Annotated in this window: 18 protein-coding genes; 14 read left to right on the top strand and 4 right to left on the bottom strand. The window is 53.8% G+C overall.

The window, feature by feature from the left end; translation table 11 throughout:
- Nucleotides 1-199: 199 nt before the first annotated feature.
- Nucleotides 200-2,809: a chemotaxis protein CheB gene (locus FLS37_RS12355; RefSeq protein ID WP_157670251.1), complete on the bottom strand. Its 2,610-nt coding sequence runs from the start codon at nucleotides 2,807-2,809 to the stop codon at nucleotides 200-202.
- A gap of 607 nt (nucleotides 2,810-3,416) precedes the next feature.
- On the opposite strand from FLS37_RS12355, the gene hisD reads away from it, so the two are divergent.
- The gene (gene hisD / locus FLS37_RS12350; protein WP_374756837.1) at nucleotides 3,417-4,715 is read left to right on the top strand and encodes a histidinol dehydrogenase; all 1,299 of its coding nucleotides are present in this window, start codon (nucleotides 3,417-3,419) and stop codon (nucleotides 4,713-4,715) included.
- Nucleotides 4,716-4,763: 48 nt separating this feature from the next.
- Here the strand turns inward: hisD and FLS37_RS12345 are convergent, their stop codons facing one another.
- From FLS37_RS12345 to FLS37_RS12335, 3 genes are all read right to left on the bottom strand, one after another.
- Nucleotides 4,764-5,804, bottom strand: a complete 1,041-nt coding sequence (locus FLS37_RS12345; protein ID WP_157670250.1) for a tetratricopeptide repeat protein — start codon at nucleotides 5,802-5,804, stop codon at nucleotides 4,764-4,766.
- Between the two features lie 128 nt (nucleotides 5,805-5,932).
- Nucleotides 5,933-6,760, bottom strand: a complete 828-nt coding sequence (locus tag FLS37_RS12340; protein WP_157670249.1) for a polysaccharide deacetylase family protein — start codon at nucleotides 6,758-6,760, stop codon at nucleotides 5,933-5,935.
- 10 nt (nucleotides 6,761-6,770) lie between these two features.
- A complete protein-coding gene (locus FLS37_RS12335) occupies nucleotides 6,771-7,208 on the bottom strand; it encodes a nuclear transport factor 2 family protein (protein ID WP_157670248.1) in 438 nt (145 codons plus the stop codon).
- 182 nt (nucleotides 7,209-7,390) lie between these two features.
- Between FLS37_RS12335 and FLS37_RS12330 the strand changes: the two genes are divergently transcribed.
- From FLS37_RS12330 to tatC, 13 genes are all read left to right on the top strand, one after another.
- Nucleotides 7,391-7,939 carry a TetR/AcrR family transcriptional regulator gene (locus FLS37_RS12330; protein ID WP_157670247.1) on the top strand — a complete coding sequence of 183 codons (549 nt, stop codon included), beginning with the start codon at nucleotides 7,391-7,393 and terminating at the stop codon, nucleotides 7,937-7,939.
- A gap of 204 nt (nucleotides 7,940-8,143) precedes the next feature.
- Complete coding sequence (gene hisB / locus FLS37_RS12325) at nucleotides 8,144-8,737, top strand: imidazoleglycerol-phosphate dehydratase HisB (protein ID WP_157670246.1); 594 nt, start codon at nucleotides 8,144-8,146, stop codon at nucleotides 8,735-8,737.
- A gap of 1 nt (nucleotide 8,738) precedes the next feature.
- On the top strand, nucleotides 8,739-9,383 hold the full coding sequence (hisH, locus tag FLS37_RS12320) for an imidazole glycerol phosphate synthase subunit HisH (protein WP_157670245.1): 645 nt from the start codon (nucleotides 8,739-8,741) through the stop codon (nucleotides 9,381-9,383).
- Nucleotides 9,384-9,463: 80 nt separating this feature from the next.
- A complete protein-coding gene (gene hisA, locus FLS37_RS12315) occupies nucleotides 9,464-10,204 on the top strand; it encodes a 1-(5-phosphoribosyl)-5-[(5-phosphoribosylamino)methylideneamino]imidazole-4-carboxamide isomerase (protein ID WP_157670244.1) in 741 nt (246 codons plus the stop codon).
- Between the two features lie 5 nt (nucleotides 10,205-10,209).
- Entirely contained in the window at nucleotides 10,210-10,563 is a 354-nt protein-coding gene (locus FLS37_RS12310) for a hypothetical protein (protein ID WP_157670243.1), read from the top strand.
- A 36-nt stretch (nucleotides 10,564-10,599) separates the two neighbouring features.
- On the top strand, nucleotides 10,600-11,367 hold the full coding sequence (gene hisF, locus FLS37_RS12305; RefSeq protein ID WP_157670242.1) for an imidazole glycerol phosphate synthase subunit HisF: 768 nt from the start codon (nucleotides 10,600-10,602) through the stop codon (nucleotides 11,365-11,367).
- Between the two features lie 15 nt (nucleotides 11,368-11,382).
- Nucleotides 11,383-11,715 (top strand): hypothetical protein, encoded by a 333-nt coding sequence (locus tag FLS37_RS12300; RefSeq protein WP_157670241.1) that lies wholly within the window; start codon nucleotides 11,383-11,385, stop codon nucleotides 11,713-11,715.
- Entirely contained in the window at nucleotides 11,712-12,107 is a 396-nt protein-coding gene (gene hisI, locus FLS37_RS16780; RefSeq protein WP_198314612.1) for a phosphoribosyl-AMP cyclohydrolase, read from the top strand. The genes FLS37_RS12300 and hisI overlap by 4 nt, the downstream gene beginning before the upstream one ends.
- 75 nt (nucleotides 12,108-12,182) lie before the next feature.
- Nucleotides 12,183-12,509: a phosphoribosyl-ATP diphosphatase gene (locus FLS37_RS16775; protein ID WP_198314611.1), complete on the top strand. Its 327-nt coding sequence runs from the start codon at nucleotides 12,183-12,185 to the stop codon at nucleotides 12,507-12,509.
- Between the two features lie 11 nt (nucleotides 12,510-12,520).
- A complete protein-coding gene (locus tag FLS37_RS12290; protein WP_157670240.1) occupies nucleotides 12,521-12,847 on the top strand; it encodes a histidine triad nucleotide-binding protein in 327 nt (108 codons plus the stop codon).
- A gap of 60 nt (nucleotides 12,848-12,907) precedes the next feature.
- The gene (gene tatA, locus FLS37_RS12285) at nucleotides 12,908-13,111 is read left to right on the top strand and encodes a Sec-independent protein translocase subunit TatA (protein ID WP_157670239.1); all 204 of its coding nucleotides are present in this window, start codon (nucleotides 12,908-12,910) and stop codon (nucleotides 13,109-13,111) included.
- Between the two features lie 3 nt (nucleotides 13,112-13,114).
- Nucleotides 13,115-13,576: a Sec-independent protein translocase protein TatB gene (tatB, locus tag FLS37_RS12280; protein WP_157670238.1), complete on the top strand. Its 462-nt coding sequence runs from the start codon at nucleotides 13,115-13,117 to the stop codon at nucleotides 13,574-13,576.
- Nucleotides 13,577-13,595: 19 nt separating this feature from the next.
- On the top strand, nucleotides 13,596-14,342 hold the full coding sequence (gene tatC, locus FLS37_RS12275) for a twin-arginine translocase subunit TatC (protein WP_157670237.1): 747 nt from the start codon (nucleotides 13,596-13,598) through the stop codon (nucleotides 14,340-14,342).
- Nucleotides 14,343-14,353: the final 11 nt, after the last annotated feature.

Genomic DNA, 14,353 nt, shown 5'->3' with positions numbered 1-14,353 from the left:
ACCATTTGTTCGCTCATGCGTAATATTTTGCTCACGGTCTTGGGCGACTCTCCTTCGTGCAAAGCCAATAAACCCAAGGCGCGTGGGCGAAAATTGGCGTGATGATGCTGTTGCGCCATGCTCTCTAACATGACGATTTCATCGGGCGTGAGTGGTTGACCTAAAAGATTACGTTTCAAGCTTGGCTCCTATGAAGAGCCTATTTTGAAGCAAAATTCATTCCAATTAGTTGCAAGGAACTACTTACTTCAGCAATATCAATAAAGGTAATCACTACACCATCAATAACATTGTCCAAGGTGCGGTAAGGCATAATCCGCACCCGATACCAACGCCCCAAAATTGTTTTAACTTGTTTTTCCTGAAACACCAAAGAGCGCAGGACTTCAATCGCGTCCTCTTTAAGTTGCGGGTATTCAAGCTCGCTCACAATATCGGTCAGTGAGCGACCAACATCACGCGGGATTAATTTGAATAATTGCGTGGCATGGGTCGTGAAACGGCGTAGCTTCATCTGGCTATCGAGGAAAATCGTCGCGATTTCAGTGCTATTTAGCAAATTGGTCATGTCATTACGAACCCAATTGAGCTCATCGACCGTGGCTTGCAGCTCGGCATTAACCGTCTGCATTTCTTCATTCAGAGATTGCAGCTCTTCTTTCGACGTAGTTAATTCTTCATTGGTCGATTGCAACTCTTCATTGGTCGATTGCAAGACCTCAAATGCGGCACTGTATTCTTCCAAGCCACTTTGCATTTCAGCGTGCGTTTGCTGCAAAGTCGCGCGCATTTGCGCTAACTCCAATTCCAGTGCCTGTTCCCGATCTGTGGTAACGGCCTTATCGAGCTCTGTGGTTTGCACAGGACAATCATAAAAAACGATGAGCACCCGACCACGCAAGCGTTCGGGTTGTTCAATCCCCCGCACAGTCACATTCACCGTCGTGACCCCCACGCCTGATTTGATTTGCAAACCGCGCAGCATAATTGGCTGAGGATGTTCCAGCGCCTTGCGAATGACGCCTGTTAGCGCTTCGCGCAAGCCCTCACGAGCCATGGCATGAATATTGATATTGACCTTGCCTGCTGCAGGCTCAAGGTATTTGCCGGTACGGCCACTGATATACAAAATATCACCGGTTGCATTCACCAATACTGCAGGCGGGGCGTAGTTTTGCTGAATAAACTGATCAGTGAGATGCTCTAAACTATCATGAGCATCAAGCGCGACCGGAAATGGATGGGACTGTCTCATATTTTTGATATTTGGTGTAAAGCTGAGTAAAGAAGGTTGTACCACTTGTTTTAAGCGTAAAAAAATCCGCAAGGCTTGATCCAGCGGCATAAATAAATCCTGAAACCCCCCGATGCTCTCGGAACTACCAAGCACCAGCAAGCCACTGTCATTAAGCGCGTAATGAAACAATGGCAATAACTTGCGCTGCAATTGTGCGTCAAAATAAATCAGTAAATTACGGCACGATAAAATATCCAGGCGCGTAAACGGCGGATCCGAAATTATGTTTTGTTGTGCAAAAATCACCATCGCACGGATTTCTTTGCAGATACGATATCCAGCCTCTTCCTGCACAAAAAAGCGCTTTAAGCGCTCGGGTGAAATGCAATCATACAAAGTGGCCGGATACAGCCCCCTTCTCGCCCGATCAATCGCGTCCGCATCCAAATCGGTAGCATAAATTTGCAGGCTAAACGCAGCTGAGGGCTTGCCCTGCTCCAAAGCCTCGACAAAACACATCGCCAGCGTAAAGGCCTCTTCACCTGAAGAGCAGGCAGGCACCCAAGCGCGAAAAATTTTGCCATCGGCATGACGCGCAAACAAGGTAGGAAATCCAATCGATTGCAAAAACCCCCACACCAATGGATCTCGAAAAAAATGGGTCACCCCGATGAGCAGCTCTTTAAATAGCAGCTCGCATTCTTGCGGATTGTTGCGCAGGTAATCAACATACGCCGCGGTAGACTCGATTTGATGCAGGACGAGACGACGCTCAATACGACGTTGCAAGGTATTGGGTTTGTATTGGGAAAAATCATGGTGGGTTTTTGCACGAAGCAAATCTAGAATCTGCTCTATTTCGCTCGAACTACTCACTGCCACACTATGCAGGCAAGGCGTCACCAGCTGCCGGGCGTAATCACCAATCGGCTCAATCAAAGCATCAGGCAGATCAATTAAATCGACGATTCCCGCTTCAATCGCACTGCGGGGCATACTATCGGCTTTGGCACTTGCTGGCAGCTGGGCGAGAGTGAAGCCTCCTTTGGCCTTAATCGCAGCCAAACCCAAGACCCCATCTGACCCCATCCCTGACAACACCACGCCAATCGCACGCACGCCCAGATCATCAGCGAGCGAGCGAAAGAAAAAATCAATTGGCAAACGCAAGCCCCGGCTACCAGAGGGATGAGACAGCTGCAAAATGCCATGCCGGATGGACAAATCTGTTCCTGCAGGAATCACATAGACATAACCCGGCTGCACGGGCGTCTTGTCCACAATCTCCTGCACTGGCAAAACACACACATGCTGTAAAATTTCAGCCAAATGGCTTTCATGGTCAGGGTCGAGATGCTGAACAACAACAAAGCTGGCCTCACAATCGTAGCCCACCTGTGAAAAGAACGCTTCCAATGCCTCCAGCCCGCCCGCAGAGCAACCAATACCCACGATCAGCGGGGCTGGGACAGCAGAAACATCAGCGATGAGCGTGTCAGTCGCGTTCAGATTATCCAGCTCCGCGGGGGAGCCTGAAGCGGGCGGATTGGCCTGCACTCCAAATAGGGGCATTCCATAGTCCTTTCATTTGAATATTGTGTGGTCAATCGGCGCTGGCATTAAATGCACCGAGAGAAAAAAAGGCAGTATTCCCTTATAGGTCAAGGCAAACTACCCAAGCGTGGAATCACTTAGAAAAAAGACTGGCGGCAACAAGCCATCAGAGCAGAAATCAAAACAGCGCGGCTAAATCACAATGACAGCATACCAAGCTGCAAAACGTATACCTCCGAAGCCCAATTATATAAAGACTTTCAGCCACATACCCATATAGGGCATATCCACATGCCAATAGTATATTGCACTCTGAGCGAGGCGACCTACTGCGGCCACAGAATATGAGGACAAATCCCCTCTCGCGTCACACATCTTCCTTGTGTGACAAGGCTATCCGTATTTCAATGGCTCTCTGGCCAGCTTGAGGCAGATTCAGATTGAAGCCCGGCATGCTGTACTCTTGGACACCACTGCTGCGCAATCATTGTCCGAAGCCCCTCGCCGCAAACCTAATCAACACAAACGCAGCGCTGAAGCAAACTCGATTTACAGCGAGGTTCAGCCGCGCACACCACAAGTACAGGTATAATTACGCCATAAAAAATTACTTTGGATCTGTGCCATGATTCGCCGTTTAGATTCCACTTCCGCCGATTTCCAATCCGATCTCACCGCCCTTCTGGCCTTTGAAACCTCACAAGATCCGCAAGTCGATCAGCGCGTGGCGGCGATTCTGGCCGATGTCAAAGCGCGCGGCGACGCGGCCGTGGTTGAGTACACCAATCAATTCGATGGCACCAGCGCCCATTCAATGGCCGATCTGGAGCTAACCCAGGCCGAGCTCAAAGCCGCCTTCGAGCGTCTTCCCGCCGATCAGGCCACCGCTTTGCAAGCCGCCGCCGCTCGCGTACGCAGTTACCACGAAAAGCAAAAAATGAGCTCGTGGAGTTACGAAGACGAAGACGGCACGCTACTCGGCCAGCAGGTGACGGCACTTGATCGCGTTGGGATTTATGTACCCGGCGGCAAAGCCGCGTATCCATCCTCGGTGCTAATGAATGCGATTCCGGCGCACGTCGCTGGCGTAGCCGAAATCATCATGGTCGTGCCAACACCGAAGGGCGAGCGCAATGATTTGGTATTGGCCGCAGCCTATGTGGCAGGCGTGTCACGCGCATTCACTATTGGCGGCGCGCAGGCCGTTGGCGCACTGGCCTATGGCACGCAAACCGTGCCGCAAGTCGATAAAGTCACCGGCCCGGGCAATGCCTACGTCGCCGCCGCCAAGCGCGCGGTGTTTGGCATTGTCGGCATTGATATGGTCGCTGGCCCGTCGGAAATTCTGGTACTGGCCGATGGCACGACCAATCCGGACTGGGTGGCGATGGATTTATTCAGCCAGGCCGAACACGACGAAATTGCCCAGTCGATTCTGCTGTGCCCGGATGCGGGGTATGTCGATGCAGTGCAGGCCAGCATTGAGCGCCTGATCCATACCCAGCCACGTAAAGACATCATCGCCGCTTCGCTGAACAATCGCGGCGCGCTGATTGTGGTGAAAGACTTGGACGAGGCATGCGAGATCTGTAACTACATCGCACCAGAGCATATGGAATTATCCGTCGAAAACCCGGACGCCTTGTTGCCGAAAATCCGCCACGCGGGCGCGATCTTCATGGGTAAATTCACTTCCGAATCTCTCGGCGACTACTGTGCCGGCCCGAACCACGTACTGCCAACCGCCCGCAGCGCGCGGTTCTCCAGCCCGCTGGGCGTGTATGACTTCCAGAAGCGTTCCAGCCTGATCAAGGTCTCGGAAGTGGGCGCGCAAAAACTGGGGCAAATCGCTTCGGTACTGGCACACGGTGAAGGGCTAACTGCGCACGCCAATGCGGCCGAGCTGCGCTTGAAAGCCAACTAAATCAACTAAATAGAAACGCAATAACCCAGAATCAGGGTGATCGAAAGATCACCCTGATTCTGTTTCCAGCAAGCTGAGCAGGCCTCCCAGCTCCAGACTGCCGGGCGGCAGCAATTGATCATGCAGGTGCAGATGCAAAAAGGCCGCACGCCTTTCGTATTCTGCGGCATGCGCCGCCAGCCCCAGCTCGCTGGCATTGCGCTGCGCTTGGCGCAGTAGCCGCATTTCCAGATGCTTGAATGCATCCTCCTCAGCCAGCCGCAAAGCCCTTTGCACTGCGGTATAGGCCTCCTGCCAATTGCCCTGCCGCGCCAGCAATTCGGCCCACTCAGCCAGCAGGTTGACCTCCACCCAGTGATAAGGTGTATTGCTGACGCATAGCAAGCCCTCTTCAATGCACATTTCGGCCTCGTCCAGCTGATCCTGCGCCAGCGCAATTTGCGCCAGCCTGAACAGGCATTCGGCCGCATGATGCGGCAGCTGGTTTTCCTGGCTGGTTTGCAGGGCGGCGTCCAGTAGCTGGCGGGCTTGCGGATAGTCGGCGAGTTTAAGCACATTCACCGCCCAATTGATCTGCGCCATCGTGATCAGGTAAGGGTCGTGCGTGCCCAGCAAAAGCTGATAGCCCGCTTTATGCATAATCACAGCCAGCCGGTTATCGCCCAGCGCATCGCAAATCCGCCCCAGACCAACCAGCGCCAGCCCACGGGTTTTACTCAGCTCGCTCTGGTGGCCGCACAGCAGCACGCATTGCTGCCAGTAGGCCAGCGCTTGCGGATAGTGCGCCAGCGAATAATGACAGCAACCGAGCTGCTCCAGAATGGCCGGCATCAGCTGAAACAGCCGGAACTCCTGCGCATACGCCATCGACTCGGACAAGAGATTGATCGCACTGGCAAAATCGCCCAGCTGATCTTCGATCAGCGATAACTGCAGTGCTGCGGCGATAAAAGTGTGGACGTCATAGGCATCCCGAGCCGCATTCAGCAGCACATGGCACTGGCTGCGTGCGGACTCGGGCTCGGTAAAAATCCGGGCTTGAATGGCGTCAAGCTGCATCTGGCGCAGGCTGGCTGGATTGGCGGGCATAGCATTCCTCTTAAGCTCTCTTTGTAGCACAAAGGCCGCGCATGCAATACATTGCAACGTATATGGCTACAAGGCAATCTATGCAATGCAGATAGAGCTATACCCCCAGAAAAAAACCAACCAGACACTCAAGGCGCGACAGTGCTGGCCTTGGCAGATGCGGGCAGCTTGGCCGGAATGCCCAGCAAGCGATCCACCGTCGTGAAGCGATAGCCCTGCTCGCGCAAAGCCGGAATCAGCGCTTGCACAGCCATCACGGTGGGCTGGCGACCACGGCCACCGGCGTCGTGCATCAGCACAATCGCTTCGGGGTGAATGTACTGCCTGATCACGACATCGATTTTGCCGCTGGCCACGTCATCGGCATTGTTTTGCCAGATGTGATACCAGTCTGCGCTATCGACCGACCATAAAATGGCCGTCATGCCCTGCTCTTTGAGTTTGCTGATCTGGCTGTCATTCAAAAATCCATACGGCGGGCGCATCATCGCCGGCTGAAAGCCGACTACTTTTTGAAACGCCTGCTGCGTTCTTTGCAACTGTGCATCCCACCACTGTGCATCGTCGGCCATTTTGCTTAGATTAGGATGGCTAAAGCTGTGATTAGCCAGCACATGCCCTTCGGCCAGCGCCCGTTTCACAATGTCCGGATGTTGCAAAACGCTTTGCCCAAGCCAGAAAAAAGTGGCTTTGACGTTTTCTTTTTTCAATACATCAAGCAAGGCAGGCGTATCGGCGCTGGGGCCATCGTCAAAGGTAAAAGCAATTTCCTTTTTATCGCCCGCCCCTTCGAGGAAAAACGTCGCAGGAAACTGCTGCGCCTGCCTTTCCAGCGTAGCGGCCGGGACTTGTCCGCGATTATCAATCACGGGCGTGCGCAAACGCGGTGGCGTTTGCGCCAGAACAAGGTGCGAGAGCATCAGACTGGCCAAAATCAAACCGGAAGACAGGCGCATAACAAACTCCTTATTTCAAACCCACATTCATAAAACCATCAATCCGCTGCAGGCGGCCATCTTCGGCAAATTGCACGGCATCTACGCCATAAAACAGCGCCTCACCGGCTTCGTTGTAGACTTTCCATTCAAACAGCGCCGCCGCATCGATAAAACGCACCGGGCCGATAATTTCACCGCGCAAGCCCGGAATCTGCTCGTGCAATGTGCCGATCATCTCATTGAGCGCAGCTCTGGATTTCACCTGATTGAATTGATCACTGTAACGCACCGAATCGGTTACCAGTTTGCCCAGCAGTTTCTGCCTTTGCTCGGGCGATTTTTCGCTCCAGGCCTGAATGTAGGCATTGAGAAGGTCGGTACTGGTCGGGGCGGCATGCGCCGTGATGGTCATACCCAACCACAGGGCTGCCAGCAATCCGGCTTTAACAGAAAGCGATTTCAACATATTACACACTCCAAACTTGGGTCTGAGAAAGTAAAACCATCGAATTGTACCGATCGTTTGGTTTAATGCTCGATCAAATCTCCCAGCCTTGTCAAGCGCAGCTGTTTTTCCGTTAAACTTTTAACCGTTTGCACCGCAGCGCGCCCCCGCGCGAGCCAAAGCAAACCGACAAGGAGGCAGTTTTGGCAATTACGCACGACGAATTAATCCGGCATTTGCGCACGGTGTTTCACACCTATGGCTACGATGGCGCGTCATTAAGCCTGATCAGCCAGGCCACAGGCCTGGGCAAAGGCAGCCTTTACCACCATTTTCCCAATGGCAAAGTGGAAATGGCCAGCGCAGTCCTGCAGGCCGAGGGCGTGTGGTTCCAAAGCGGGCTGGATTTACTGCGCCAAGCCGGAGAACCGGCACACAGGCTGGCACGGTTTATGGAATTCGTGCGGATTAGCGAGGCCAACAAGGAGCAAGCCAGCACACTGGATGTCTACACCATGGGCAATGCACGCACGCTGTTTGGCCAGGATATGGGTATCGCCGTGCAGGAATGGATCGCGGCGCTGCAGCAGGTCATTTGCGACAGCGGCATCGCCCAGGCGCAAGCCCGCCAGCGGGCCATTAGCGCAATTGCCCGACTGGAAGGCGTACGCCTGATGTGCCGCTGCCTGAACGACTGGCAGATCTTTGATGATCTGCTGCTGCAGTTGCCACACGACCTCTTACAACCCTGAACCAGGGCTTGCGGCTGTCTTGCGCCAGACAGGCACGCCTTGCGCAATTAAAAGCATTTGCCCGAAACATTGACCCGCTTTGTACCGCCCGATCCGGCTTTTTCTTGCGCCATTGTCGGGATTTCACGCCATGGCGCTTCCCGCCAAGGCCAATCTGTTGGAAAATGCAGTATTGATCGGCATTGCCCTATACGAGAATCATCGATGCGCCAAGTTACCGTTACTCGCAATACACTGGAAACCCAAATCACGATCACGCTGAACCTGGACGGCACAGGCGTGAGCAAATTTGATACCGGCGTACCTTTTTTCGAGCATATGCTCGACCAGGTAGCTCGCCACGGCCTGTTTGATATTGAAATCAAAGCCGTTGGCGATTTGCATATCGACGCACATCACACGGTGGAAGATGTCGGCATCACGCTTGGCCAGGCTTTTGCCAAGGCGGTCGGTGATAAAAAAGGCATCGTGCGCTACGGTCACAGCTATGTGCCGCTCGACGAAGCGCTTTCGCGCGTCGTTGTTGATCTGTCGGGTCGCCCCTGTCTGGAATACGAGTGCGAATACACTCGCGCGATGATCGGCGGCTTTGACGTTGATTTGTTTGGCGAATTTTTCCGTGGCTTTGTCAATCACGCCGCGATCAGCCTGCACATCGACAATCTGAAAGGCAAAAACGCGCACCACCAGGCCGAAACGATTTTCAAAGCCTTGGGCCGCGCCTTGCGCATGGCCGTTGAATTCGACCCACGGATGGCCGGCATTACCCCGTCAACCAAAGGCACGCTGGTAGGTTGAGATGACACAAACCATTGCAATTGTTGATTACGGCATGGGCAATCTGCACTCGGTCACCAAAGCGTTCGAGCTGGTCGCCGGTGACGATGCCAAAATTATTCTGACTGCCGATCCGGCAGTCGTTGCCAGCGCTGATAAAGTGGTTTTCCCCGGCCAAGGTGCAATGCCCGATTGCATGCGCGAACTCAATGAGAGCGGCCTCAAACAAGCCGTGCTTGACGCGGCTGCGAGCAAACCATTCTTGGGCATTTGCGTTGGCGCGCAATTACTGTTTGAACACAGTGAAGAAGGCGATATGGATTGCCTTGGCGTATTCAAAGGCAAGGTTGTTAAATTCAAGCCGGAAAATATGATTGATGCTCAGGGGCAAAAACTCAAAGTACCGCATATGGGCTGGAACGAAATGTTCATCAAACAGCCTCACCCACTGTGGGCAGGTATTAGCGATGCGGAACGGTTTTATTTCGTGCATAGTTATCACTTTGCGCCCGACAGCGATGCAGATACCGTGATTGAATCGGCCTACCCTTCGCGCTTTGCCGTGGCCGTGGCACGGGACAATATTTTTGCGATTCAGTGTCACCCGGAGAAAAGTCACACCCCCGGTCTGCAATTATTGAAAAATTTCGTACACTGGAAACTGTAAAGTTTGTGACCGGACGATGAAATGTCGTTTAATTACAAACCGTTAATTTATTCAACCCCCTCACTATATGCTTTCAAATCATGCTGATTATTCCTGCAATTGATCTTAAAGACGGCCAATGTGTTCGTTTACGCCAAGGCGAAATGGACGATGCAACGGTATTTTCCGACGACCCGGCCAGCTTTGTTTCACACTGGCTAGGTCAGGGCGCGCGTCGCATGCATCTGGTGGACCTCAATGGCGCGTTTGCTGGCAAACCCAAAAATCTGGCGGCGGTAAAGCAGATTCTGAAAGCAATCAATGGCGAAGTGCCAGTGCAACTCGGTGGTGGTATCCGCTCACTGGAAACCATCGAAATGTATCTGGACGCTGGGATTGATTACGTCATCATCGGCACCGCTGCGATTAAGCAACCGGGCTTTTTGCACGAAGCCTGTGACGCTTTCCCCGGGCAGATCATCGTTGGCCTTGACGCCAAAGACGGCATGGTCGCCACCGATGGCTGGGCCAAAATCACCGATCACGAAGTGATTGATCTGGCCAAGCGCTTTGAAGGCTATGGCGTTGAAAGCGTGATCTACACCGATATTGGCCGTGATGGCATGCTCTCTGGCGTCAATATCGAAGCCACGGTGAAGCTGGCGCAAGCGCTGACGATTCCGGTGATTGCTTCGGGCGGCCTGACCAATCTGGACGACGTACGCAAGCTGTGCGAAGTGGCCGAAGAAGGCATCGAAGGCGTGATTACCGGCCGTGCAATCTATGAAGGCACCATCGACTTTGCCAAGGCGCAGGAATTAGCCGACGAGCTTTGCGACTAAACGCCATGAGCGAGGCAGACGGCAGCAAGCCCGAATGGCTGGACTGGGCCACCGAAGAGCGACAAATTGGTCAGCTACTGCGGGAATCCAATCCAGTCTGGTTTGCTGAAGTCTGCCAGATTCTATTCGACACCGACCCGATGATGATTCGCTTGGTGGGCGAGCCGGAAGGCTACGCACCCGAAGTCGGCAGCATCATCCGCAGCCTGCCGCAGTGCATGAGCGTCGAAGACGTGCAGTTTGTTATTTTTAATGTGTTTACCCAGTGGTTTACACCCGAATTTGCCGGCGGACTGAGCCAGTACGCCGAGACAGCACAAGCCGTGTGGGCGAGCTGGAAAGCCCAACAGCAAGAATAGTAGCCAGTCCTTCAGCAGGGCTGGCGCGGAAAAAATATGCCATTAGCCAAACGTATTATCCCCTGCCTTGATGTGACCGCCGGTCGCGTGGTCAAAGGCGTCAACTTCCTTGAATTGCGCGATGCGGGCGACCCGGTTGAAATTGCCAAGCGCTACAACGATCAGGGCGCAGACGAGCTGACTTTTCTCGATATCACCGCCTCCAGTGATGATAGAGATCTGATTTTGCATGTGATCGAGGCGGTGGCCTCGCAAGTATTCATTCCGCTCACCGTCGGTGGTGGCGTGCGCAAAGCAGACGACGTCCGCCGCCTGCTCAATGCAGGAGCCGACAAAGTCAGTATCAATACCACTGCAGTATCGAACCCCGAAGTGGTCGAGCAAGCCGCCAGCCGCTTTGGCAGCCAGGCGATTGTCGTGGCGATTGACGCCAAAGCGACTGATGCAAGCAATAGCCGCTGGGAAGTATTCACGCACGGCGGACGCCGCGCCACGGGGCTTGATGCCGTAGAATGGGCGCTGAAAATGCAGCAGCTGGGCGCAGGTGAGATCTTGCTCACCAGTATGGATAGGGACGGCACCAAAATCGGCTTTAATCTGCCGCTAACGCGCGCAGTTTCCGATGCAGTTGATATTCCGGTGATTGCCTCTGGCGGCGTGGGCAATTTGCAGCACCTGGTTGATGGCGTCAAACAAGGCCATGCCGATGCGGTATTGGCCGCCAGTATTTTCCATTTTGGCGAATATTCGGTTCGGCAGGCCAAAGAAGCCATGCACGCCGCGGGCATTGAAGTTCGCTTTTAACAGGACGGACAGAGTATGAAACAGATCGCAGCGCTGACATTATTTCTGCTGGCCACACTGGCACAGGCGTGTGATATGAGCATTCAAACGCCGGCCAATGTCTCGATGGAAGTCGACAATATGCGGCACGGCCTGAAAAACGAGCTGACGCTGTTTCTCACGGTTAAATCGGCAGTTGATCACAATTTCAAGCATCCACCCAGCGTGGTCGACGCCAACGGCCAGATTGTTCAGGCGGTGAAAATGGAAGGTCAACTTGGTCAAATCAAAGCCAATGAAACGCGCCAGTGGGTTGTGTATTACACCCCGGCAGCCGATTTCACGGCAGAAAAGGTGGTCTTGCAATGAGCTGGCTTGATGAAATCAAATACGATGACGCCGGGCTGGTTCCGGTCATCGCTCAGGATGAGCAAACAGGCCGCGTAATGATGTTTGCCTACGCCAACCGCGAGGCCGTGGCGCTAACCGCAGCAAAAGGCACGGCGCACTACTGGACGCGTTCGCGCCAGAAGCTGTGGCACAAGGGCGAAGAATCGGGGCATTTTCAGCATGTTTCCAACATTCAGCTCGATTGCGATGGCGACGTGCTGATCTACAAAATCCGCCAGCAAGGCGGGATTGCCTGCCATACCGGCCGCGAAAGCTGTTTCTTTCGCACGCTGATTGATGGTCAGTGGCAAGTCACCGAGGACGTACTGAAAGACCCGCAGGCCATTTATGGCCAGAGCCCTCACCCTTAAGAGTTAGCCCCTTAGCACGACATAAACTTGTCATCTAGGTGCAATATAATCGGATTGTTATTTTTGGAGCTAGACATGATTTCCGCCGAAATTCTGGAGCGTTTGTCACAAACCCTCGCTGAACGTCGTCACGCCGATGCCAGCACCTCGTATGTGGCCAAGCTCTACAGCAAGGGGCAAGAAGCCATTTTGAAAAAAGTGGGTGAAGAAGCCGTGGAAACCATTATGGCCGCCAAAGATGGCGACAAATTGCATCTGGTACGTGAAGTGGCCGATTTGTGGTTTCACACGCTGGTTTTGCTGTCATACGAAGGCTTAAGCGCCGATGACGTGCTGGCCGAGCTGGCACGCCGCGAAGGCATTTCCGGCATTGAAGAAAAAGCCGCCCGCAAACCGGCATAAGGAGCCTCTTTATGAATGACTGCATTTTTTGCAAAATCGTCAAAGGCGAGATTCCTGCCAGCAAGGTGTATGAAGACGATGATGTGATTGCCTTCAAGGACATTCGTCCGGCTGCACCTGTTCATTTGCTGTTGATCCCTAAGCGGCATATCGAATCACTGCTCGACTGCACTGCAGACGATCAGGCGCTGCTGGGCAAAATGCTGGCGCTCACGCCGGTGCTGGCACGCGAGCAAGGACTGGGTGCGGGCTTTAAAACCGCAATCAACACCGGGCTGGCCGGAGGACAGGAAGTCTTCCACCTTCACCTGCACATACTAGGTACCCCACAACAGTAATTAACTGTAGGCCAGATATATACTGGCTCTGACAGCGATACCCCTAATAGAGAGTTCATCATGGGTTCATTCAGCATTTGGCACTGGCTTGTTGTACTGGCCATTGTGGTTTTAGTGTTCGGCACCAAAAAGCTGGGCAATGTCGGCAAAGATCTGGGCTCGGCCATCAAGGGCTTTAAAGATGGCGTGAAGGGTGAAGACGACGCTAGCAAAAAACCGGATACGGCGCGGGTGATTGACGCCAGCGAAAGCGACAAGAAGTAAGCCGTGTTTGATGTCAGCATGGGGGAGCTACTCCTCGTCGGGGTCGTGACGCTGGTCGTGATCGGCCCTGAGCGAATGCCCAAAGTGGCACGCACGGCAGGGATGCTGTTCGGACGCTTGCAACGCTTTGTCAATAATGTGAAAAGCGATTTGCAGCGGGAAATGCAGGCGAGCGAGCTGGCACAGATTCAGCAGGAAATCGAAGCTGAAACAGCGGCGATTAAAAACACCATCCATCAGCCGCTGGCTGAAACCCGTCAGGCGCTCAGCGAGCTTGAAGCCGATTTCAGGCTGACCCACAGCGATGACACCCCTCCAGCTACCAGCAATGCACCAAGCAATGCTGTAGCGGCACCCCAAGATACCGCAGCCAGTGATCAGCCAGCTGCCTCAGGCCATGAGCAGCAGCCGGATCTGTTTGCCGGGCTGCAGGCAGGCCCTCGCCCGGCTTCGGATCGGCGTTAAACCACAATGAAAGCAAGCCATGAGTGATCTGAGTGATAATTTGCAGCCGCTAATCAGCCATCTGGTCGAGCTGCGCACCCGCGTTGTACGCGGCATGCTGGTTTTTATTGTGGGGTTTGCAATTGCCTTTGCCTTCTCGGCGCAGCTCTACGATGTGCTGGTAGCGCCGCTGTCCTCGGTTTTGCCGGGACAAAAGCTGGTCACCATCGGCATCGCATCGCCTTTTCTGGTGCAGGTTAAAATCGCCGCGCTAGTCGCTTTTGTGGTGACGCTGCCGCATACGCTGTACCAGATCTGGGCTTTTGTCGCGCCGGGGCTGTATACCCACGAGAAAAAGCTGGTCGCACCGCTGGTGATTGCTTCCACCTTGCTTTTCCTGCTGGGCATGGGCTTTGCCTATTTCCTGGTGTTTGGCGTGGTGTTCAAGTTTATCGCCTCTGTGGTGCCTGCCAGCATGCAGTGGCTGCCCGATTCGGGCGAATATCTTGATTTTGCGATGGGCATGTTTGTGGCGTTCGGCGTGACCTTTGAAGTGCCGATTGCGGTGATTGTGATGGTCAGGATGGGCTTTGTCACCGTGGCCAAACTCAGGGAAATCCGCTCCTACGTCATTGTGGGTGCTTTTGTGATTGCCGCCGTGGTGACACCACCTGATGTATTATCGCAATGCCTGCTGGCCATCCCGCTCTGGCTGCTGTACGAAGCCGGCGTGCTGGTCGCATCGTGGTTGTATCAGCCCAAGCTGAACGAATCACAATCATCCTGAACCGAGTCTAA

This window comes from Chitinibacter sp. GC72, assembly GCF_009760905.1.
Classification (GTDB): Bacteria; Pseudomonadota; Gammaproteobacteria; order Burkholderiales; family Chitinibacteraceae; genus Chitinibacter.
Note: the sequence above shows the minus strand (reverse complement) of the source record. Positions and strands in the feature narration are given on the sequence as shown.